The organism is Enterobacter bugandensis (assembly GCF_900324475.1).
In the GTDB taxonomy this organism is placed as follows: domain Bacteria; phylum Pseudomonadota; class Gammaproteobacteria; order Enterobacterales; family Enterobacteriaceae; genus Enterobacter; species Enterobacter bugandensis.
The window spans coordinates 3,160,402-3,181,517 of the sequence record NZ_LT992502.1; the positions used below are offsets into that span (position 1 = coordinate 3,160,402).

19 protein-coding genes are annotated in these 21,116 nt (G+C 57.7%); 6 read left to right on the top strand and 13 right to left on the bottom strand.

The annotated features are described in order from the left end of the window. Positions 1 to 53 precede the first annotated feature (53 nt). Positions 54 to 1,163 carry an iron-sulfur cluster carrier protein ApbC gene (apbC, locus tag DG357_RS15315; RefSeq protein WP_028013834.1) on the bottom strand — a complete coding sequence of 370 codons (1,110 nt, stop codon included), beginning with the start codon at positions 1,161 to 1,163 and terminating at the stop codon, positions 54 to 56. Between the two features lie 137 nt (positions 1,164 to 1,300). Between apbC and metG the strand changes: the two genes are divergently transcribed. Then, positions 1,301 to 3,334, top strand: a complete 2,034-nt coding sequence (gene metG / locus DG357_RS15320) for a methionine--tRNA ligase (protein ID WP_049137331.1) — start codon at positions 1,301 to 1,303, stop codon at positions 3,332 to 3,334. A 31-nt stretch (positions 3,335 to 3,365) separates the two neighbouring features. Here metG and DG357_RS15325 read toward each other — a convergent pair whose 3' ends face one another. Genes DG357_RS15325 through DG357_RS15335 form a run of 3 tightly spaced genes read right to left on the bottom strand, consistent with a single transcriptional unit; the run spans position 3,366 to position 6,281 of the window. Further along, positions 3,366 to 3,836 (bottom strand): YehS family protein, encoded by a 471-nt coding sequence (locus tag DG357_RS15325; RefSeq protein WP_045259745.1) that lies wholly within the window; start codon positions 3,834 to 3,836, stop codon positions 3,366 to 3,368. 46 nt (positions 3,837 to 3,882) lie between these two features. After that, complete coding sequence (gene btsR / locus DG357_RS15330) at positions 3,883 to 4,602, bottom strand: two-component system response regulator BtsR (protein WP_023312443.1); 720 nt, start codon at positions 4,600 to 4,602, stop codon at positions 3,883 to 3,885. Next, the gene (locus DG357_RS15335; protein WP_059354110.1) at positions 4,596 to 6,281 is read right to left on the bottom strand and encodes a sensor histidine kinase; all 1,686 of its coding nucleotides are present in this window, start codon (positions 6,279 to 6,281) and stop codon (positions 4,596 to 4,598) included. Before DG357_RS15335 ends, btsR begins: the two co-directional genes overlap by 7 nt. A gap of 218 nt (positions 6,282 to 6,499) precedes the next feature. On the opposite strand from DG357_RS15335, the gene mlrA reads away from it, so the two are divergent. Both mlrA and DG357_RS15345 read left to right on the top strand, forming a co-directional pair. Further along, complete coding sequence (mlrA, locus tag DG357_RS15340) at positions 6,500 to 7,240, top strand: HTH-type transcriptional regulator MlrA (RefSeq protein WP_028013838.1); 741 nt, start codon at positions 6,500 to 6,502, stop codon at positions 7,238 to 7,240. A 69-nt stretch (positions 7,241 to 7,309) separates the two neighbouring features. Then, positions 7,310 to 7,423, top strand: a complete 114-nt coding sequence (locus DG357_RS15345; RefSeq protein WP_008500895.1) for a protein YohO — start codon at positions 7,310 to 7,312, stop codon at positions 7,421 to 7,423. On the opposite strand, the gene DG357_RS15350 is transcribed toward DG357_RS15345, so the two are convergent. From DG357_RS15350 to bglX, 5 genes are all read right to left on the bottom strand, one after another. Next, entirely contained in the window at positions 7,398 to 8,135 is a 738-nt protein-coding gene (locus DG357_RS15350; protein WP_088204801.1) for an ABC transporter permease, read from the bottom strand. The genes DG357_RS15345 and DG357_RS15350 overlap by 26 nt on opposite strands. Beyond that, positions 8,119 to 9,069, bottom strand: coding sequence for an ABC transporter ATP-binding protein (locus DG357_RS15355; RefSeq protein ID WP_088204800.1), 951 nt, complete (start codon positions 9,067 to 9,069; stop codon positions 8,119 to 8,121). Before DG357_RS15355 ends, DG357_RS15350 begins: the two co-directional genes overlap by 17 nt. Next, the gene (locus DG357_RS15360; RefSeq protein WP_063155030.1) at positions 9,062 to 10,219 is read right to left on the bottom strand and encodes an ABC transporter permease; all 1,158 of its coding nucleotides are present in this window, start codon (positions 10,217 to 10,219) and stop codon (positions 9,062 to 9,064) included. The genes DG357_RS15355 and DG357_RS15360 overlap by 8 nt, the downstream gene beginning before the upstream one ends. A 12-nt stretch (positions 10,220 to 10,231) precedes the next feature. Further along, a complete protein-coding gene (gene osmF, locus DG357_RS15365) occupies positions 10,232 to 11,149 on the bottom strand; it encodes a glycine betaine ABC transporter substrate-binding protein OsmF (protein WP_041909045.1) in 918 nt (305 codons plus the stop codon). 146 nt (positions 11,150 to 11,295) lie between these two features. Then, positions 11,296 to 13,593, bottom strand: a complete 2,298-nt coding sequence (gene bglX / locus DG357_RS15370; RefSeq protein WP_041909044.1) for a beta-glucosidase BglX — start codon at positions 13,591 to 13,593, stop codon at positions 11,296 to 11,298. Between the two features lie 189 nt (positions 13,594 to 13,782). Between bglX and dld the strand changes: the two genes are divergently transcribed. Next, positions 13,783 to 15,531, top strand: a complete 1,749-nt coding sequence (gene dld, locus DG357_RS15375) for a D-lactate dehydrogenase (protein WP_041909041.1) — start codon at positions 13,783 to 13,785, stop codon at positions 15,529 to 15,531. A gap of 112 nt (positions 15,532 to 15,643) precedes the next feature. Beyond that, positions 15,644 to 16,198 carry a GNAT family N-acetyltransferase gene (locus DG357_RS15380; protein ID WP_088204799.1) on the top strand — a complete coding sequence of 185 codons (555 nt, stop codon included), beginning with the start codon at positions 15,644 to 15,646 and terminating at the stop codon, positions 16,196 to 16,198. A gap of 84 nt (positions 16,199 to 16,282) precedes the next feature. Here the strand turns inward: DG357_RS15380 and pbpG are convergent, their stop codons facing one another. After that, entirely contained in the window at positions 16,283 to 17,206 is a 924-nt protein-coding gene (pbpG, locus tag DG357_RS15385; RefSeq protein ID WP_028013846.1) for a D-alanyl-D-alanine endopeptidase, read from the bottom strand. A 167-nt stretch (positions 17,207 to 17,373) separates the two neighbouring features. Then, a complete protein-coding gene (locus tag DG357_RS15390; protein ID WP_028013847.1) occupies positions 17,374 to 17,961 on the bottom strand; it encodes a Yip1 family protein in 588 nt (195 codons plus the stop codon). Between the two features lie 157 nt (positions 17,962 to 18,118). Between DG357_RS15390 and DG357_RS15395 the strand changes: the two genes are divergently transcribed. Continuing rightward, positions 18,119 to 18,691, top strand: a complete 573-nt coding sequence (locus DG357_RS15395; RefSeq protein ID WP_088204798.1) for a DedA family protein — start codon at positions 18,119 to 18,121, stop codon at positions 18,689 to 18,691. 44 nt (positions 18,692 to 18,735) lie between these two features. Here DG357_RS15395 and DG357_RS15400 read toward each other — a convergent pair whose 3' ends face one another. Then, positions 18,736 to 19,500 carry an SDR family oxidoreductase gene (locus tag DG357_RS15400; RefSeq protein WP_047367956.1) on the bottom strand — a complete coding sequence of 255 codons (765 nt, stop codon included), beginning with the start codon at positions 19,498 to 19,500 and terminating at the stop codon, positions 18,736 to 18,738. A gap of 50 nt (positions 19,501 to 19,550) precedes the next feature. Continuing rightward, positions 19,551 to 20,969, bottom strand: coding sequence for a multidrug resistance outer membrane protein MdtQ (gene mdtQ, locus DG357_RS15405; RefSeq protein ID WP_028013850.1), 1,419 nt, complete (start codon positions 20,967 to 20,969; stop codon positions 19,551 to 19,553). Between the last annotated feature and the right edge of the window lie 147 nt (positions 20,970 to 21,116).

Below are 21,116 nucleotides of genomic sequence, written 5' to 3' on the forward strand. Positions count from 1 at the left end.
TTTCGTAGGCCGGGTAAGGCGAAACCGCCACCCGGCAATCCTGCGCTGGGGGGTTACACCGCGCGGAAGGCGATTTCACCCGGGATCACTTCACCCTGCCAGTAGAGCTGCGCCGCAACGCGCCCCGCCAGCTGGCGATACATCTCAGCGAACTCGCTGTCCGGACGGCTGACGACCGTCGGCTTCCCGCTGTCCAGATCTTCACGCAAGGAAATATGCAGCGGCATCTGCCCCAGCAGCTGGGTGTGATACTGCGCTGCCAGTTTTTCCGCCCCACCCGTACCAAAGATAGGCTCATGGTGTCCGCAGTTGCTGCAGATGTGCATGCTCATGTTCTCGACGATGCCGAGCACCGGCACTTCCACTTTCTCGAACATCACGATGCCTTTTTTGGCGTCGATCAGCGCGATATCCTGCGGCGTGGTGACCACAACGGCCCCCGTTACCGGGATGTTCTGCGCCAGCGTCAGCTGAATGTCACCGGTGCCCGGCGGCATGTCCAGCACCAGATAATCCAGATCCGGCCACATCGTTTCCTGCAGCATCTGCAGCAGCGCTTTGCTGGCCATCGGGCCGCGCCAGACCATGGCGTTATCGTCGGTCACCAGGTAACCGATGGAGTTGGTCGCCAGACCGTGCGCCACGATCGGCGCCATATGCGTGCCGTCCGGCGAGGTTGGACGCTGATTTTCCGCACCCAGCATGTTTGGAATAGACGGACCGTAGATATCGGCATCCAGAATACCAACCTTTGCCCCTTCCGCCGCCAGCGCGAGCGCGAGGTTGACGGCGGTAGAGGATTTACCCACCCCACCCTTACCTGAACTCACGGCGATGATGTTTTTCACCCCGTTGACGCCCGGCTGATTTTTCACACGCTTCAGCGTGGCAATGCTGTGGCTCAGCTTCCAGTCAATCGCTTTCGCACCGGTAATGCGCAGCAGCTCGGCGCTGGTCTGCTCTTTCAGCGCGTCAAAGGCACTGGTCCAGACGAACGGCATCTGCACTTCAACGTGCAGCGTATCGTCCAGCCACGCGACGTGGTGCAACGCTTTCAGCGTAGTGAGGTTATGTTTCAGGGTTGGATGCTGAAAGTTAGCCAGCGTCCCGGCGACCATTGCTCGTAAGGCTTCCGGTGATTTGGCCTGGGATTGAGAACTCATCCCGACTCCTTTGTTCTTGTGAATAAGACCTTAGACAAACAAGTTTACCTGAAAGGCCGTGGTTTGTGCTTACTTAATAATGCCCCTTTTGGTAATATCGAAAACCCTTTTCACAGTTAAAAGAAGTAATGCCTACTATGACTCAAGTCGCGAAAAAAATTCTGGTAACGTGCGCCCTGCCGTACGCCAACGGCTCAATCCACCTCGGCCACATGCTGGAGCATATCCAGGCTGATGTCTGGGTCCGTTACCAGCGAATGCGCGGCCACGAGGTTAACTTCATCTGTGCGGACGATGCCCACGGCACGCCGATTATGCTGAAAGCGCAGCAGCTGGGGATTTCCCCGGAGCAGATGATTGCCGAAATGAGTCAGGAGCATCAGACCGATTTTGCTGGCTTTGACATCAGCTATGACAACTATCACTCCACGCACAGCGACGAAAACCGCGAGCTGTCGGAGCTGATCTACACCCGTCTGAAAGAGAACGGTTTCATCAAAAACCGCACTATCTCTCAGCTGTACGATCCGGAAAAAGGCATGTTCCTGCCGGACCGTTTCGTCAAAGGCACCTGTCCAAAATGTAAATCCCCGGATCAGTACGGCGATAACTGCGAAGTCTGCGGCGCGACCTACAGCCCGACCGAACTGATTGAGCCCAAATCCGTGGTATCCGGCGCCACACCTGTGATGCGTGATTCCGAGCACTTCTTCTTCGACCTGCCGTCCTTCAGCGAAATGCTGCAGGCGTGGACCCGCAGTGGCGCGCTGCAGGAGCAGGTGGCGAACAAGATGCAGGAGTGGTTCGAATCCGGCCTGCAGCAGTGGGATATCTCTCGCGATGCGCCGTACTTTGGCTTCGAAATCCCGAATGCGCCGGGCAAATATTTCTACGTCTGGCTGGATGCGCCAATCGGCTACATGGGCTCCTTCAAGAACCTGTGCGACAAGCGGGGCGACACCGTCAGCTTCGACGAATACTGGAAGAAAGACTCTACCGCCGAGCTGTACCACTTCATCGGCAAAGACATCGTTTACTTCCACAGCCTGTTCTGGCCGGCCATGCTGGAAGGCAGCAACTTCCGCAAGCCAACCAACCTGTTTGTTCACGGCTACGTCACGGTGAACGGCGCCAAGATGTCCAAGTCCCGCGGGACGTTCATCAAGGCCAGCACCTGGCTGAACCACTTCGACGCGGACAGCCTGCGCTACTACTACACCGCGAAGCTCTCTTCCCGCATCGATGATATCGACCTGAACCTGGAAGATTTCGTGCAGCGCGTGAACGCAGACATCGTCAACAAGGTGGTGAACCTGGCGTCCCGTAACGCGGGCTTTATCGCCAAGCGCTTTGACGGCGTAATGGCCGCTGAGCTGGCGGACCCTGCCCTGTACCAAACCTTCACCGACGCGGCAGCCACCATTGGCGAAGCCTGGGAAACGCGCGAGTTCGGTAAAGCAGTGCGTGAAATCATGGCGCTAGCTGACCTGGCTAACCGCTATGTGGACGAGCAGGCGCCGTGGGTTGTCGCTAAACAGGAAGGCCGCGATGCCGATCTGCAGGCCATCTGCTCCATGGGCATCAACCTGTTCCGCGTGCTGATGACGTACCTGAAGCCGGTTCTGCCGCAGCTGGCAGCCCGCGCTGAAGCGTTCCTGAACACCGAACTGACCTGGGATGCAATGGCGCAGCCGCTGCTCGGCCACAAGGTGAACACCTTTAAGGCGCTGTATAACCGCATCGAGATGAAGCAGGTTGAAGCGCTGGTCGAAGCCTCTAAAGAAGAGGTGAAAGCGGCTGCAGCACCGGTAACCGGCCCGCTGGCGGACGATCCGATTCAGGAAACCATCACCTTTGATGATTTCGCTAAAGTCGACCTGCGCGTGGCGCTGATTGAAAACGCAGAATTCGTGGAAGGCTCTGACAAGCTGCTGCGCCTGACGCTGGATCTCGGCGGCGAGAAGCGCAACGTCTTCTCCGGCATCCGTTCTGCCTACCCGGACCCGCTGGTGCTGATCGGCCGTCAAACCGTGATGGTCGCTAACCTGGCGCCGCGCAAAATGCGCTTCGGCATTTCCGAGGGGATGGTGATGGCAGCAGGCCCTGGCGGGAAGGATATCTTCCTGTTAAGCCCAGACGAAGGCGCGAAGCCGGGCCAGCAGGTGAAATAACAAAAAAGCCGGAGATAATCTCCGGCTTTTTTTATGGTTTCGGGTGATGCACCCGATGGGTCAGCCCGCGCAGGAAATTACGCAGAAACTGGTCGCCGCACTCGCGGTAATTTTTGTGGTCCGGCGCGCGCATCATGGCGGTGATTTCCGGCATCGACACGCGGTATTTCTGCTCGGTCATGATCGCCTGGATATCGTCCGTTTTCAGCGAAAAGGCGATACGCAGCTTTTTCAGCACCGTGTTGTTGTTCACGCGACGCTCCAGCGCCAGCTCGGGCGCGGAGTCATCTTTTCCACGTTTATCGTAAATCAGCCCGTTCAGAAAACCCGACAGAATGATGTCCGGGCAGCGGACGAAGCCCTCTTCGTCTTCTTTGGTCATCCAGGTATCAAAATTTGCAGACGTGGATTCCATGTCGGACAGCGCAAGAATGCGCACCATGTCGTTATTGTTTGCTTTCAGGGTGTAGCGCAGGCTACGAAGAATATCGTTACTTAGCATAGAGCCTTCGAATGTCGATGATGCAATGGCGCGCAGTGTACCAGTTTTACAGGCCAATCGCCTCTTTCAAACTTTTCAGATAGCGGCGGCTGACGGGGACGGTCTGCCCGGCGCGCAGCACCAGCTCGGCCTGACCGTTATCTTCCAGACGGATCTCCTTCAGGTGCGCCATGTTCACCAGATACTGACGGTGACAGCGAATCAGCGGCGTGCGGCTCTCGAGCGTACGCAGGGTCAGCTCGGTAAACCCTTCGTTCCCTTCCGCGCTGGTGACAAACACCCCGCTCAGGCGGCTGCTGACAAACGCCACATCATCCATTTGCAGCAGATAGATCCGGCTGTGCCCGGTGCAGGGGATAAATTTCAGCGGCTGCTGGTTCTCCGGCAGCAGCGTGACGTCCTGGACGGTTCGCTCCTGGCGTAAGCGGGTGAGCGTTTTTTCCAGCCGCTTCTCTTCAATCGGCTTGAGTAAATAATCGAACGCGTGCTCCTCAAAAGCCTTAACGGCATATTCGTCGAACGCCGTCAGAAACACGATATAGGGGCGATGCGCCGGGTCGAGCATGCCGACCATCTCCAGCCCGCTGATGCGCGGCATCTGAATGTCGAGGAACAGCACGTCCGGGCGCAGCTTGTGCACCGCACCGATGGCCTCAATGGCGTTGGCGCACTCCCCCACAATCTCAATGTCTGGCTGCTCCTGCAGCAGAACGCGCAGGTTTTCCCGTGCCAGCGGCTCGTCATCCACGATCAGCACTCTTAACATGCGTTTTCCTCCAGCGGCAGTCGAACGGTAATACGGGTAAAACGGTCAGGCTCGCAGGCGACGGTAATGCCACAGTCGTCGCCAAAATGGGCGCGCAGACGTTTATCAACCAGGCTCATCCCTAATCCGCCCGAAGCGGAAGGCTGGTACAGCCCGGCGTTATCTTCAATATCCAGCACCAGATGGTGGTTAAAACGGCTGGCGGCAATGGTTATCTCCCCTGTCCCCAGCAGCTGCGAGGTACCGTGCTTGATGGCGTTCTCCACGATAGGCTGCAGGGTAAAGGCCGGAAGATGCTGATACGCCAGCTCGTCCGGAACGGAGAGCGACACCTGCAGGCGGGACTGAAACCGCGCCTGCTCAATTTGCAGATAGGCATTCACGTGCTCAATTTCATCGGCGAGGGTAACGATCTCTGACGGGCGCTTCAGGTTTTTACGGAAAAAGGTCGACAAAAACTGCACCAGCTGCGCGGCCTGATCGCTGTCGCGGCGGATCACTGCTTTGAGCGTGTTGAGGGCATTAAACAGGAAATGCGGATTGACCTGGGCATGCAGCAGCTTAATTTCAGACTGCGTCAGCAGGGCTTTCTGCCGTTCATACTGCCCGGCCAGAATTTGCGCGGAAAGAAGCTGGGCGATACCCTCCCCCAGCGTGCGGTTGATGGAGCTGAACAGACGGTTTTTCGCCTCATACAGCTTGATGGTGCCCATCACTCGCTGATTTTCCCCGCGCAGCGGAATGACGAGCGTGGAGCCCAGCTTGCACTGCGGATGCAGCGAGCAGCGGTAAGGCACTTCGTTACCGTCGGCATACACTACTTCGCCGGTTTCAATGGCGCGCAGCGTATAGGTCGACGAGATCGGTTTGCCCGGCAGGTGGTGATCGTCTCCGGTGCCGGTAAACGCCAGCAGCTTTTCGCGATCGGTAATGGCCACCGCACCGATATCCAGCTCTTTATAAAGCACCTGCGCGACCTTCATGCTGTTCTCTTCGTTAAACCCCTGACGCAGGATCCCTTCGGTCGAGGCGGCAACCTTCAACGCCGTGGCGGAAAAGGCCGAGGTGTACTTCTCAAACATGGCGCGCTTGTCGAGCAGAATACGCATAAACAGCGCCGCGCCGACGGTGTTGGTCACCATCATCGGGGCGGCAATACTGCTGACCAGGTGCAGCGCATCCTCAAACGGGCGGGCAATCAGCAGAATGATCGCCATCTGCGCCATTTCAGCCACAAATGTAATGGCCCCGGCGGTAAGCGGGCTAAACACCTTGTCCGGGCGACCGCGCTTAATCATATAGCTGTGCACCAGGCCACCAAGCAGCCCTTCGACGATCGTCGAGATCATGCAGCTGAGCGCCGTCATCCCGCCCATGGAATAGCGATGCAGCCCACCAGTTAAACCGACAAGACCACCGACGACCGGGCCGCCCAGCAGCCCGCCCATCACCGCGCCGATGGCACGCGTATTAGCAATAGAGTCTTCGATGTGGAGGCCGAAGTAGGTCCCCATGATGCAAAAAATAGAGAAGGTGACGTAGCAGAGCAGCTTGTGCGGCAGGCGTACGGTGACCTGCATCAGCGGAATGAAAAGACGCGTTTTGCTCATCAGCCAGGCAATGACCAGAAACACGCACATCTGCTGAAGCAACAGCAGCACCAGGTTAAACTCGTACATACTCAAAACCGCACACGCTAAAAAACGCGTAACATACACGGATGCGGCTGAACTTTCTTTGAAGCGCCCCAAAAAAGCGCAAAATCGTGTCCGTTATCACATCTTTTTCTGCACATCGTGCATGGCTCGCATTATTTGTTTAAAAATTAATCAATTCTTCCTGGTTCGGCAAAGTGGGTCTACAGTTAAGCTGGGGACGCGTAAGCCAGGGGGCAAATATGGCGCTTTACACAATCGGTGAAGTGGCACTCCTTTGTGATATCAATCCCGTTACCCTACGGGCGTGGCAGCGACGGTATGGATTGCTCAAACCGCAGAGGACGGACGGTGGTCATCGCCTTTTCAACGATGCCGATATCGACCGGATCCGCGAAATCAAAAGCTGGATCGACAACGGGGTGCAGGTCGGGAAAGTAAAGTCCCTGCTGAGCCACGACGACCCGGACACGCAACGCCTCTGGCGCGAGCAGCAGGAAACGCTGCTGCGGCTCCTTCAGGCGGGTAACCTGCAGCGACTGCGCGCCTGGATCAAAGAGCAGGGTCGCGATTATCCGGCGAAAACGCTTATCACCCATCTTTTCATTCCGCTCCGTCGGCGCCTGCAGTGCCAACAGTCTACCCTGCAGGCGCTGCTCAGCATGCTTGACGGGGTGCTGATCAACTATATTGCCGTCTGTCTTGCCTCGGCGAAGAATAAGGCAGGAAAAGATGCGCTGGTGGTCGGCTGGAACGTGCACGATACCACCCGTCTGTGGCTGGAAGCGTGGATCGCCACCCAAAAGGGCTGGCGCGTGGATGTCCTTGCGCACTCGCTGGGGCAGCTCAAACCCGAGTTTTTCGACGGCCAGACCCTGCTGGTCTGGTGTGGCGAAGTGCCGTCCGCCACGCAGCAACAGCTGCTGACGGAGTGGCGTGAGCATGGTTATCCGGTTTATTCCCTTGGCCCGGATGAGCCATAACGGCATTTAATGGTTCATTAACAGCTGCGCTTCACCGTATAATTGTTCCGTTAACAACAGGAGCACATGATGAAGGCAACTAAACTCGCCATTATTACCCTTTTTGTCCTGATGGCCGTAAGCGGTATCGGCGGCGTGATGCTTGCAGGATACTCGTTTATCGTTCGTGGCGGTGTCGGCTGAGGTACAGCGCCAGCCGCTCAAAAAGGCGATCGACAACGATGGCCGCCAGCGCGACCAGCACCGCCCCCTGCATAATATAAGCCGTATTAAACCCGCTTAAGCCGATGATGATCGGCGTTCCCAGCGTATTGGCACCGACCGTAGACGCAATGGTCGCCGTCCCGATGTTAATGATCACCGACGTGCGGATCCCGGCAATAATAACCGGTGCCGCAAGCGGCAGTTCTACCTTGCGCAGCCGCTGCCAGCGGCTCATCCCCATCCCTTCCGCCACGCTTAAAACAGACGCCGGGACCGCCGCAACGCCCGCCAGCGTGCCCTGCAGAACGGGCAACACGCCGTACAGAATCAGCGCAATAATCGCGGGCTGCTGACCAAAACCCATCACCGGCACCGCTATCGCCAGCACCGCCACCGGCGGAAACGTCTGCCCAATGGCCGCAACCGTCTCCACCAGCGGACGAAACTCCCGGCCCGCAGGTCGCGTGACCGCGATGCCCGCTCCTACTCCCAGCACCACCGCGATGACGCTTGAGAGCGCCACCAGCCAGAGATGCGCCAGGGCAAGGTTAATAAAGCTCTCCTGCTGATACACCGGCCGCGGTAGCCCCGGAAAAAGAGTGTTAAACAGCGCCGCGCTGTGAGGCATCAGAAACAGTAAGGCGACAAAGAGCGCTACCAGCCAGAGGAGTGGATCACGCAGTGCCTTCACGCGTCACCTCCCCGGCCAGCAGATCGCGAAAATGCAGGCTGCCGCACGGCGCACCCCGGACATCCGCCACGGGCAGGACTTCGCACCGGCGCGCGACAAACGCGGAGAGGGCATCCCGCAGGCTCATCTGCTCCTGTAACGGTTCCCCGCCGGGCGGTGCATTCTCCCGGCGCATATAGTCTCCGACCGTCCGCAGGGAGAGCAGCCTGACGCCCAGCTCGCTGCGGCCAAAAAACTCGCGTACAAAGTCATTCTTCGGGCTGGTCAGCAGCGCAAGCGGCGCGCCCTGCTGCACCACCTCGCCGTGGTCCATCAGCACCAGATGATCGGCCAGGCGCAGGGCTTCATCTATATCGTGCGTCACGAGGACGATGGTTCGACCAAGAATGCGGTGAATGCGGGTCATCTCCGTTTGCAGCGCCCCGCGCGTAACGGGATCCAGCGCGCCAAAGGGTTCATCCATCAGCAGCACCTGCGGGTTAGCCGCCAGCGCGCGCGCCACGCCCACGCGCTGCTGTTGCCCACCGGAGAGCTGGTGAGGATAGCGGTCGCGCAACGCGGGCTCCAGCCCCAGCAGAGACATCAGTTCATCAACGCGGTCAGCGATTTTAGCCCGCGACCATTTCTCCAGCTGCAGCACGGTGGCGATGTTCTGTGCCACCGTCCAGTGCGGAAACAGGCCGATAGACTGAATGGCATAGCCTATTCGGCGGCGCAGATCCAGCACCGGCAGGCTGCGGATCTCTTCCCCGGCAAAGCGAATTAACCCGCTGTCATGCTCCACCAGCCGGTTGATCATCTTCAGCGTGGTGGATTTTCCCGAGCCCGAAGTGCCAATCAGCACGGAAAATGCCCCCTCGGCAAAGTTCAGGTTCAGATGGCTCGCCGCCGGGCGGCCGGCAAAGGTTTTACTCACATCATGAAATTCAATCATTGGCTCTTCTCCTGAGCAGCGCGAGCCATAAGGCAAACAGCGCGTCGACGACAACCGCCAGCGCAATGGTAGGGACTACGCCTAACAACACCAGATCGAGGGCGCTGCTCAGCAGCCCCTGGAACACCAGCGCGCCAAAGCCGCCCGCTCCAATCAGCGCGGCAATCACCGCCATGCCAACGGTCTGAACTGCCACCACCCGCAGGCTGCGCAGCAGCAGGGGCAGCGCCAGCGGGAGCTGAATCTTCCAGAAACACTGTCGCGCGCTCATCCCCATCGCATGGGCGCTTTCCAGCACATCCGGCGCAACCTGGCTTAAGCCGGCGACCACGCCGCGCACCAGCGGGAGCAGCGCATACAGCACCAGCGCAATCAGCGCGGGCGTTAACCCCGTTCCGGCGATACCCACCGCGCCCAGCGCGGGAAACGACTTCACCAGCCCGGCCAGAGGGGCAATCAGCAGGCCAAACAGCGCAACGGAGGGAATGGTCTGGATGACGTTGAGCACGGCAAAGATGCTACCCTGACGTGAGGGATGACGATAACACCACATGCCGAGCGGTATCCCGATCAGCAGCGCCGGGATCAGCGTGCCGAAAAGGATCGTCAGATGTTGCGCCAGGGCATCATCAAATACCTCCTGACGGTTGGCGTACTCTTTTAACAGCGAGAGGTTGTTCAGTTCACCACTGAACAATAACAGCAGCGGAATAGACCATATCTGCGCATTAAGCACCCAGCGCCAGACAGAACTGGCGATGAGACGACGAATCGCATCGCTGCTGGCCAGTAAACACAAAGCCAGCCAGAGCCACAGGCCGCTGCCTGGCGTGGTTCTCGCCAGCGGACTTTCCGCCGAGGCCATATGCGTTGCCGCCAGCCCCGCGCTCCAGAACAGCGCGATAAAGAGACCTTCCGAGAGCAGCAGCGTCAGCCACTGCGCCGTTCGCCCTTGCCAGAGCGACAGTGCAACCCACGCGGTCAGCGCAGCCGCCAGCCACCACGGCGTGAAAGACCATACGTCCCAGAGAGCACGCCCTTCCCCCGACATCAGGCGGTTAGGCGCGACGTTCACAAACGGTAACGCGACTGCCGCGATGGCCACGCAGGCCAACAGCAGCAGTACGCGGTTATGACATTTTATTGGCACAGCCCTTTCCCGTTACTTCACAAGCCCTTGTTGTTTCAGGAAGTCGGCGGCCACTTTTTTGGCATCCAGTCCCTCGACGGCAATGCTGGCATTCAGCTGTTGCAGCGTTTTTTCATCCAGCTTTTCGAAGACCGGTTTGAGCCATTCCGCAATATCCGGGTAGGCTTTCAGCACCGCCTCACGCACAACCGGGGTTGGAGCGTAGATCGGCTGAACGCCTTTTGGATCGGTCAGGGTTTGCAGGCCCAGCGCCGCGACCGGGCCGTCGGTGCCGTAGGCCATCGCCGCGTTAACACCGGAGGTTTGCTGTGCCGCCGCCTTGATGGTTACCGCGGTATCCCCGCCCGCCAGCGAGAGCAGCTGCGCCTGGTCGAGCTTGAAGTCGTAGGCTTTTTCAAACGCCGGCAGCGCGTCAGGACGCTCGATAAACTCCGCGGACGCCGCGAGCTTGAAGTCGCCCTTCTCTTTCAGGTAGCGGCTGAGATCCGCAAGCGAGGTGAGCTTCCCTTTCTCCGCCACGTCCTTACGCACGGCGATAGTCCAGGTATTGTTGGCCGGGGCCGGGGTCAGCCAGACCAGCTTGTTCTGTTCCGCGTCGAGTTTTTTGACTTTTTCATAGCCAGCTTTGGCGTTTTTCCATGCTGGATCGTTCTCTTCTTTAAAGAAGAACGCGCCGTTGCCGGTATATTCAGGATAGATATCCAGCTCGCCGGAGGTAATCGCGCCGCGCACGACGGGCGTGGTGCCCAGCTGAACTTTATTGACGGTTTTCACGCCGTGGCTTTCCAGCACCTGGAGAATAATATTCCCGAGCAGCGCGCCCTCGGTATCGATCTTTGAGCCCACTTTTACCGGCTCCGCCGCCTGTAACGGCAGGCTTAGCGCCGCGAGTAGCGCCGCAGAAACTACCATCCCCGATTTAATCGTCATTCCGCTATCCTCATTTTTTTGCTGCCTTTTTCAGAGGCTTGAGAGAAAAGCGTAGCTTAAAACGGCGGATTTACCCGGCAAAATGCCTTTTTAGCATAAGGTAAGACGCATCCCCCGATGGACAGGGGATGCAAAGGAGGGAAAGGTTACAGCAGCTCGAACTCGCCTTTATTTACGCGGGCGGAATCCACCCCGATAAAGACGTTAAACTTGCCCGGTTCCGCATCATATTTCATCTGCTGGTTCCAGAACTTCAGCGCATCCACGTCAATCGGGAAGCTGATGGTTTTGGTTTCGCCAGGCTTGAGATTGACCTTCTCAAAGCCGCGCAGCTGCTTCACAGGACGGCTCATCGAGGCGGTGACATCCTGCACGTACATCTGAATCACCGTTGCCCCTTCACGCTTGCCGGTGTTGGTCACCTCGACGCTGGCGGTGACCTTGCCGTCACGCTTCAGGCTCGGCGCCGACATTTTCACCTCAGAGACCTTGAAGGTGGTGTAGCTCAGGCCATAACCAAACGGGTAGAGCGGGCCGTTAGCTTCGTCAAAGTAACGAGACGTGTATTTGTTCGGCTTGTCGGCGTTGTACGGGCGACCGGTGTTCAGGTGGCTGTAGTAAACCGGGATCTGCCCGACGGAGCGCGGGAAGGACATCGGCAGCTTGCCCGACGGGTTGTAATCGCCAAACAGCACGTCGGCGATGGCGTTACCGCCTTCGGTGCCGGCGAACCAGGTTTCCAGAATGGCGTCAGCCTGCTGGTCCTCTTTCACCAGCGCCAGCGGACGACCGTTCATCAGCACCAGCACAAGCGGCTTGCCGGTCGCTTTCAGGGCGGCGATCAGATCGCGCTGGCTCTGCGGGATGGTGATGTCGGTACGGCTGGAGGCTTCGTGCGCCATACCCTGCGCTTCCCCCACGACCGCGACAACGACGTCAGACTGCTTCGCCGCGTTGACCGCTTCGTCGATCATCTCCTTCGGCGTGCGCGGATCGACCTTCACCGCTTCCTCGTACTGGTTGAGGAAGGTGACGATGTCTTTATCGTCGGTGACGTTCGCCCCTTTGGCGTACACCACTTTGGCGTTTTCACCGACGGCGCTCTTGATGCCGGTCAGGACGGTAACGGACTGATCGGCCACGCCCGCAGCAGACCAGCTCCCCATCACGTCGCGCTTGCTGTCAGCCAGCGGGCCGACCACAGCAATAGTGCCGGATTTTTTCAGCGGCAGCGTGTCAAGGCGGTTCTTCAGCAGCACCAGACTTTCGCGCGCCACTTCACGCGCCTCTTTACGGTGCAGGCGACTTTCGGCGTTGGTATCCGCCGGGTCAGAATCTTTCGGCCCCAGGTGGCTGTACGGATCGTTAAACAGCCCCATGTCATATTTCACGTTCAGCACGTGGCGCGCGGCATCGTCCAGCTCCGCCATCGTTACCTTGCCGCTCTTCACCAGCCCCGGCAGGTATTTGCTGTAGTACTCGTCGCTCATGCTCATGTTGATGCCGGACTTAAGCGCCACGCGCACCGCGTCTTCCGGATCGGACGCCGTGCCGTGCTTGATCAGCTCTTTAATCGCGCCGTGGTCGGAAACGGTGATGCCCTTAAAGCCCCACTGGTCGCGCAGGACGTCTTTCAGCAGCCAGGAATCGGAGGTCGCAGGCGTGCCGTTCAGCGAGTTCAGCGCCACCATCACCGCGCCGCTGCCCGCATCCAGCCCTGCCTTGTACGGCGGCATGTAGTCGTTAAACAGGCGCTGTGGGCTCATGTCGACGGTGTTGTACTCTTTACCGCCTTCCACGGCGCCGTAGGCCGCGAAGTGTTTAACGCTGGTCATCACCGAGTAGCGGTCCGCCGGGCTCTTGCCCTGCATCGCTTCCACCATGGTTTTGCCCATCGTGGCCGTTAAATAGGTATCTTCACCGAAGCCTTCCGAGGCGCGGCCCCAGCGCGGATCGCGCGAGACGTCCACCATCGGTGCCCAGGTCATGTTCAGGCCGTCGTCCGCCGCTTCATAGGCCGACACGCGCCCGACGGTTTTCACCGCGTCGAGGTTAAACGAGGAGGCTAAGCCGAGGCTGATCGGGAAGACAGTGCGTTGGCCGTGCACCACGTCATAGGCGAAGAACAACGGGATTTTCAGGCGGCTGAGCTGCATCACCTGATCCTGCATGGCGCGGATATCCTGGCGGGTGACGGTGTTAAAAATCGCGCCCACCTGGTTCTCTTTGATCATCTCGCGGATGGCCTCTTTCGGGTTATCCGGGCCAACGCTGATCAGACGCAGCTGGCCGATTTTTTCATCGACCGTCATCTTCTTAAGCAACTCCGTGACAAACGCGTCGCGGGCTTCAGGCGTGAGCGGGTGATTACCAAACAAATCCTCTGCCAGCGCAGGTTGCAGCGCCAGGCTGACGGCGACACCTACAGAACATAGCCATTTCATGTTGTTATTCTCTCTCATCAATAATCGCGGGAAGCACCCGGCCAGACCGTGCGAAAAGCGCAGTGTGCCATAAACCCTCTGAACGTTGCAGGGTTATTCTCTGATTTTTCTCGTGAATACTCGACCGCTGAACAGTTAATCGCGCTATGCTTTACAGCGAGAAATTTGCCCCACCACAAGGAGTGGAAGATGACTTCTGTTCGAACTGACGATAACAAAACATTTATTAACGAACTGTCGCGCCTGGTTGGCTCCTCTCACCTGCTTACCGACCCGGCCAAAACCGCCCGCTACCGCAAGGGTTTCCGCTCCGGCCAGGGTGACGCGCTGGCGGTGGTCTTCCCCGGCACGCTGCTGGAGCTGTGGCGCGTGCTGAGCGCCTGCGTTGCGGCGGACAAAATTATTTTAATGCAGGCGGCCAACACCGGCCTGACCGAAGGTTCCACGCCGAACGGCAACGATTACGATCGCGATATCGTGATTATCAGCACCCTGCGCCTCGACAAGCTGCACCTGCTGGACAAAGGCGAGCAGGTGCTCGCGTTCCCGGGTACCACGCTCTACTCGCTGGAAAAAGCGCTTAAGCCGCTGGGCCGCGAGCCGCACTCGGTGATCGGCTCCTCCTGCATTGGCGCCTCGGTGGTCGGTGGGATCTGCAATAACTCCGGCGGTTCGCTGGTCCAGCGCGGCCCGGCCTACACCGAAATGTCACTTTTTGCCCGCATTGATGAAAACGGCAAGCTGACGCTGGTGAACCACCTGGGCATCGATCTGGGCGTGACGCCGGAACAGATCCTCAGCAAGCTCGACGACGACCGCGTGAGGGACGAAGACGTGCAGCACGATGGTCGCCACGCGCACGACCACGATTACATCACCCGCGTACGCGATATCGAGGCCGATACCCCGGCGCGCTACAACGCCGATCCGGATCGCCTGTTTGAATCGTCCGGCTGCGCGGGCAAGCTGGCGGTTTTTGCGGTGCGTCTCGACACCTTCCCGGCAGAGAAAAAGCAGCAGGTATTTTACATCGGCACCAATCAGCCTGAGGTCCTGACCGAAATTCGTCGCCATATTCTGGGCGAATTCACCCACCTGCCGGTGGCGGGCGAGTACATGCATCGGGATATTTACGACATCGCGGAGCGCTACGGGAAAGACACCTTCCTGATGATCGATAAGCTTGGCACCGACAAAATGCCGTTTTTCTTCACCATGAAGGGCCGCACCGACGCGATGCTGGAGAAAGTGTCGCTGTTCAAGCCCCACTTTACCGACCGCTTTATGCAGAAGCTGGGCAACGTTTTCCCTGCGCATCTGCCGGAGCGAATGAAAACCTGGCGTGATAAGTACGAACATCACCTGCTGCTGAAAATGGCCGGGGACGGGATCGCCGAAGCGCAGAGCTGGCTGACCGAGTTCTTCAGGACGGCTGAGGGTGATTTCTTTGCCTGCACGCCGGAAGAAGGCAGCAAAGCCTTCCTGCACCGCTTCGCCGCGGCGGGTGCCGCTATCCGTTACCAGGCGGTGCATTCCGAAGAGGTGGAAGATATTCTGGCGCTGGATATCGCCCTGCGACGCAACGACACCGAATGGTTTGAGCATCTGCCGCCGGAAATCGACAGCAAGCTGGTGCATAAGCTCTATTACGGCCATTTTATGTGCTACGTCTTCCATCAGGATTATATCGTCAAAAAAGGGGTAGATGCTCACGAACTGAAGGAGCAGATGCTCGCCCTGCTGCGCGAGCGTGGCGCACAATATCCTGCGGAACACAACGTCGGGCATCTTTATAAGGCCCCTGACGCCCTTAAGCAGTTTTATCGCGAGAATGACCCTACAAACAGCATGAACCCCGGGATCGGGAAAACAACGCGGAAGAAATACTGGAAAGAGAGTGCAGACGCGGAGCAGCGCATAACGCAAGCGTCTGATTAAACCTTACAGCCAAATTTGAGAGATTGTTTCGCGCGCCTTAATCGTAATAGAGTAGCGGTCTGTCGCCGGAGAAATGTTTCTCCGGCATTCTATAACGAGGAGCAGGCGCATCATGTCGGCTGTTGATGTTTTATCCGAAACCGAACTGGAAGTGCGCGACGCCCTTCCCGATGATGTGCATGCCATCGCCGCCATCTATTCCTGGCATGTGCTTCACGGACGCGCGTCATTCGAAGAAGTCCCCCCCACCATCGACGAAATGCGTCAGCGCATGAAAAGCGTGGCCGAGAACGGTTTACCGTGGCTCATCGCGCTCTATCGCGGCATCGTGGTGGGCTATTGTTACGCCACCCCTTATCGACCGCGTCAGGCCTATCGCTATACTCTGGAAGAGTCGATTTACGTGGATGCCAGCATCACCGGACGCGGTTTTGGCACCGCATTAATGAACGCGCTGATCGCGCGCTGCGAGCAGGGCCCGTGGCGGCAGATGATTGCGGTTGTGGGAGATGGCAATAATAATTCCGGCTCGTTACGGCTGCATAAAAAACACGGCTTTGAGATTGTCGGTCAGCTTCGCAGCGTGGGGTATAAGAAAGGCGACTGGCGGGATACGGTGATAATGCAGCGCCCGCTCAATGACGGTGACTGGACGCTGCCGGAATAAACGCAGTGCGGTCTGGTGCCCTCACCCACAGGGAGAGGGAGAAAACATAAAAAACGGTAACGCATGTTACCGTTTTGCTTTTACCTAATCGTTTTGCGCCGTCGCCATCTGCTCCGCTTTCTGCTTTTTATAGGTCAATGCTGCAGCCGGAACGGGCTGCACTTTCCCGGTCTCAATCCAGGTCCGCAGGCGGCTCGCATCCGCAAAGTGGGTATATTTCCCGAAGGCATCCATCACCACCAGCGCCACCGGCTTACCGTTAAACACGGTGCGCATCACCAGGCAGTGGCCTGCCGCATTGGTAAACCCGGTTTTGGTTAACTGAATATTCCAGTTCTCGCGGTACACCAGATGGTTCGTGTTGCGAAACGGCAGTGTGTAAGACGGATTCGAGAATGTCGCCATGTCCTCACGCGTGGTGCTGAGCTGGCCGAGCAGCGGGTACTGCTTGCTGGCAATCAGCAGTTTCGTCAGATCGCGGGCCGTGGAGACGTTGTTAATCGACAGACCCGTCGGTTCAACAAAATGAGTATTGCTCATCCCCAGCGCTTTGGCTTTGGCGTTCATCGCGCGGATAAAGGCATCGTAACCGCCAGGATAGTGGTGCGCCAGACTTGCCGCCGCACGGTTTTCGGACGACATCAGCGCCAGCAGCAGCATATTTTTACGGCTGATTTCACTGTTCAGGCGCACGCGAGAGTAGATCCCTTTCATCTCCGGCGTGTGGCTGATATCCACTTTCAGCTTTTCGTCCAGCGGCAGGCGAGCATCAAGCACCACCATCGCGGTCATTAATTTGGTTATTGAGGCGATTGGGCGCACCAGGTCCGGGTGGCTGGCGTAAATCACCTTATTGGTATTGAGATCAACAATCATCGCGCTGCCGGACGCAATTTGCGGCTGAGCAGCAGCGGTGGTCACAGCGGGCGTTTTGGCGACAGCTGGCACGGCAGCGGACGCGCCCAGCAGCAGCGCCAGGCTAAGTAAGGAGACACGAAATTTCAGCATGGTGAGACTTCTGATAATTATTCACGCACGTAATGACGTACACCGCCTGTGTCGACGGATAAACACAGGCTGGCTTCGGCATCATAGCGGTCACCGTGCTTTGTCGCCAGCGGATAATCGTGAACAGATGCTGCATTGCTGGCATTTACGCCAGCAATGCAGTGAGCTTAGAAGAGACGGTATCCATAACCCCAGAGAATAACCGTCAGTGCCAGTAACACCTCCAGTACCAGCACCCCGATGGCAAGCGTGGAACCGGAGAAGCTCAGGCCCTCTTCTTTATTGATATTCAGGAAGGTTGGAACGCCCAGATACAGCAGATAACCGGTGTAAAAGAGCGCAACAGTACCGATCAGCGCGCACAGCCAGACCAGTGGATAGAGCGCAACAATACCGCTTAAGAACAGCGGGGTCGCGACGTATCCGGCAAAGACCATACAGTGTGCCAGCGATGGGCGCTGTGGGTAGTTACGCGCCATCCAGTGAATGACGCGCCCCATGACCGCCACCCCTGCCAGCATCAGGCCATAAAAGAGAATGGCCAGATAAAGCCCGGTAAACCAGGAGAGCTGAACCACGGTACCGTCACCGAAGTTCCAGCCGATTTGTGTTGTGCCAATAAACGCGCATATTACCGGCACCGCGGCCATCAGCAGCACATGGTGGGTGTAATGATGCGAGACCGTTTCGTTCTCACTTTTGATGACATGCATTTCACGATCGGGATGGGAGAAAAGTCCCCAGACATGGTTCATAGCGCCCCCTTGTTGTCGGCCCGTCAGCGATACCTTAAGTATAATGCAGGCTTTAGATTATTTTATGTACAGTGGGAAATTTCCGTTGATTGCCGCGCGGTTGATTCATGAGGTATATGATTAAACGAGGAACGCAGAGGGAGATAACCGTTACGTAATGGATATTAACGCACTCATTGAACAATATGGATATGCCGCGCTGGTCATCGGCAGCGTGGCGGAAGGTGAAACCATAACGCTGCTGGGCGGCGTCGCCGCGCATCAGGGCTTACTGAAGTTTCCGCTGGTCGTCGCTGCGGTCGCGCTGGGCGGCATGATTGGCGATCAGCTGCTCTACTTCCTGGGGCTACGCTTTGGCCCGACGCTGCTCAAGCGTTTCGTTAAACACAAAAAGAAAATCAACCGCGCGCAGCGCCTGATCCAGCGTCACCCTTATCTGTTCGTCATAGGCACCCGCTTTATGTACGGCTTCAGGATCATCGGGCCGATACTGATTGGTGCCAGCCGCCTGCCGCCAAAAATTTTCCTGCCGCTGAATATTGTTGGCGCGATAGCCTGGGCGCTGATCTTCACGGCGCTTGGTTACGTGGGTGGTGAGGTGATTGGCCCGTGGCTGCATAACCTTGACCAACACCTGAAGCACTGGGCGTGGTTGATTCTGGTGGTTGTGGCGGTGATTGGGGTCAGGCTGTGGATGCGGCACAGAGAGAAGAAGCGGGATGAGGAGTGAGTCATCCTGGTGCCCCTCCCCCCTTTGGGGAGAGGGGAAACCTGTTACCCTTCCGGCTTAAACTGCGGGTTCGCCAGCATAAAGCCCCCGTCGACGATAAACGATTGCCCTGTGGTATAGCTGGCGTCGCTGTCACACAGCCACGCCACCAGGCTGGCGATTTCTTTGGTGTGGCCCGGCCTTGCCAGCGGGATTTCCGGCATTGACCCTTCCTTCACTTCGCTGTCATCCATATCGTTCATCGGCGTGGCAATGGCCCCCGGCGCGACGGCGTTCACCAGAATCTTGTGCTTCACCAGCTCCATCGCCATCGATTTGGTTAAGCCGCCGAGCGCGTGTTTCGCAGCCGTGTAAGCGCTGGCATCAGGCAGCGGCGTGTGCTCATGCACCGAGGTGATGTTCACAATCCGCCCGCCTTCCCCCTGCTTCACCATCTGCCGTGCCGCAATCTGCGAGCAGAGAAACGCGCCGTCCACGTCGACGGTAAAAATGTTCCGCCAGTCGTCAAACGCCATCTCAAGAAATGGCGCTTTGGTCATCGCTCCGGCATTGTTAACCAGCACGTCCAACCGGCCGAAACGCGCAATGAGCGTTTCAATGGCTTCAGCGCCGTCCGGGAGCGTGCTTAAATCAAGATGGATAGCCTCTGCACGCTGCCCACGCGCTTCAACTTCACGGCAGGATTCCAGCGCCCCTTTTTCATCCGAATGCCAGGTGACGCCAATATCAAACCCGCGCTCTGCCAGCATCAGCGCCGTGGTTTTACCGATCCCGGAATCCGATGCGGTTACAATCGCTACTCTGTTCATACTCACCTCCTGAAAAACTGCAAAGAGGTAAGTATAGATAATGGCCCTGTTTAGCCATGATGATAGCCGCCGCCCAGCGCTGACGTCAGCTGCAGCGTGGCGTCGAGATACTGGCCTTTCAACATGACGCCTTCGAGATGCTCTTTCAGTGCCGGGATTCTGGCTTCGCTGACCCGCGAACCGGCAATAATACCTGCGCTAAAACGCGCCTGCGCCAGCGCCACCACGCGCGCCGCGTCTTTTTCGATCTGCTGCTGGTGACGATTTTTTGCCGTCAGGGTTTCAACTTCACTTGCCGTACGCGCCACCTGATTGACCGCCTCCACCACCGCTTTGTTGTAGTTCGCGACCGAGAGGTTATTCTGCGCCTGGGCGATATCCAGATTAGCGTTCAGCCTGCCGCTGTCGAAGATCGGCAGCGTCAGTCCGGCAGTCACGCCCATCTGCTGGGCTGAAGAGCGGAACAGATCGCTCAGGTGCAGGGCATCCTGCTGTAAGAACGCCATCAGGTTCACGTCAGGATAGAACGCCGCTCTGGCGGCTTCCACCTCGCTCATAGAGGCTTCGATATACCAGTGCGCCTCCTGCAGATCCGGACGGCGTGCCAGCAGTTCATATCCCAGCGTTGACGGTAGCGAGGCTTCGGCTGCAGGCAACGGGTGGCGCGTAAGGTGTGTTGCCGGGGTGCCGGTCAGCGCATCCAGACGCGCTTCAATGGCCTTCATTTTGCCCTTTACGTCGGCCAGCTGTTCATTAGTCTTACTGGCGTGTATATCGGTTTCGACGCCCTCCACCGAGGAGGTAATACCGTGCTGATACAGTTCGCGATCGGCGTCGATAATATTTTCCTGCTCCTGTTTAATCCGGGTAAGAACTTCCCCTGCTTCGGCCTGGGTCTGCCACGCCCAGTAAAGGCGCGCAACGCTGGTTGAAAGCAACTGGCGGGTCTGCTCCAGCTCCGCTTTTTGCGCATTCACTTTACCGATACGCGCTGCAATCCGGGCGCGGTTTTTTCCCCACAAATCGAGATCCCAGCCCGCCGTCAGGCCAAAGGTGCCGTTGGTATACCATGGGCCGGTGGTGCCCGCCGCCGGGTCGGTAAGGGCAAACGGCCCCATCAGCCCCTCTGCCGACATTTTTTGCCGTTCAACATCCGCTGAAAAATCCATTTGTGGGCCATCGGCTGCGATAGCGGCTCTGGCCTGCGCTTCGGCAAGCGTAATGCGCTGCCGGGCAATTTGCATATCGGGCGCATCCGCTATGGCTTTGGCAATAAGCGAATTTAACTGCGGGTCGTTATATTCTTTCCACCATTCATTTTTCGGCCAGTCCGCATGACGAAGTTGGGTATTAACGGACGCGGCTGTCGTTTGCGTTTGAATTGGCGACACCGTGGAATGTTCCGGTGCGCAGGCAGCCAGCATAAAAACAAGGGGAGCACTCAGAGATAAAATAAGAAAACGTTTCATTACGCCATGCACTCAAAAAAATAAAGGCGCAACTTACGCTTGATGACGCGCTATTTTTTAGTAACGCGTGGCAATCCGCAAATTGTCATACACTTACATACTCGGCAAAATATTCACCGAGTGAATTATTTATTTTTAAATATAAAT

Excerpts from the sequence above, each read along its gene's own strand:
- DG357_RS15380 (WP_088204799.1), top strand. The coding sequence starts at position 15,644 with ATGTCGGCTGTTGATGTTTTATCCGAAACCGAACTGGAAGTGCGCGAC.
- osmF (WP_041909045.1), bottom strand. The coding sequence starts at position 11,149 with ATGACGATTAAATCGGGGATGGTAGTTTCTGCGGCGCTACTCGCGGCG.
- mlrA (WP_028013838.1), top strand. The coding sequence starts at position 6,500 with ATGGCGCTTTACACAATCGGTGAAGTGGCACTCCTTTGTGATATCAAT.
- apbC (WP_028013834.1), bottom strand. The coding sequence starts at position 1,163 with ATGAGTTCTCAATCCCAGGCCAAATCACCGGAAGCCTTACGAGCAATG.
- DG357_RS15390 (WP_028013847.1), bottom strand. The coding sequence starts at position 17,961 with ATGAACCATGTCTGGGGACTTTTCTCCCATCCCGATCGTGAAATGCAT.
- mdtQ (WP_028013850.1), bottom strand. The coding sequence starts at position 20,969 with ATGAAACGTTTTCTTATTTTATCTCTGAGTGCTCCCCTTGTTTTTATG.
- DG357_RS15355 (WP_088204800.1), bottom strand. The coding sequence starts at position 9,069 with ATGATTGAATTTCATGATGTGAGTAAAACCTTTGCCGGCCGCCCGGCG.
- DG357_RS15395 (WP_088204798.1), top strand. The coding sequence starts at position 18,119 with ATGGATATTAACGCACTCATTGAACAATATGGATATGCCGCGCTGGTC.
- btsR (WP_023312443.1), bottom strand. The coding sequence starts at position 4,602 with ATGTTAAGAGTGCTGATCGTGGATGACGAGCCGCTGGCACGGGAAAAC.
- metG (WP_049137331.1), top strand. The coding sequence starts at position 1,301 with ATGACTCAAGTCGCGAAAAAAATTCTGGTAACGTGCGCCCTGCCGTAC.
- DG357_RS15400 (WP_047367956.1), bottom strand. The coding sequence starts at position 19,500 with ATGAACAGAGTAGCGATTGTAACCGCATCGGATTCCGGGATCGGTAAA.
- dld (WP_041909041.1), top strand. The coding sequence starts at position 13,783 with ATGACTTCTGTTCGAACTGACGATAACAAAACATTTATTAACGAACTG.
- pbpG (WP_028013846.1), bottom strand. The coding sequence starts at position 17,206 with ATGCTGAAATTTCGTGTCTCCTTACTTAGCCTGGCGCTGCTGCTGGGC.
- DG357_RS15325 (WP_045259745.1), bottom strand. The coding sequence starts at position 3,836 with ATGCTAAGTAACGATATTCTTCGTAGCCTGCGCTACACCCTGAAAGCA.
- bglX (WP_041909044.1), bottom strand. The coding sequence starts at position 13,593 with ATGAAATGGCTATGTTCTGTAGGTGTCGCCGTCAGCCTGGCGCTGCAA.
- DG357_RS15345 (WP_008500895.1), top strand. The coding sequence starts at position 7,310 with ATGAAGGCAACTAAACTCGCCATTATTACCCTTTTTGTCCTGATGGCC.
- DG357_RS15335 (WP_059354110.1), bottom strand. The coding sequence starts at position 6,281 with ATGTACGAGTTTAACCTGGTGCTGCTGTTGCTTCAGCAGATGTGCGTG.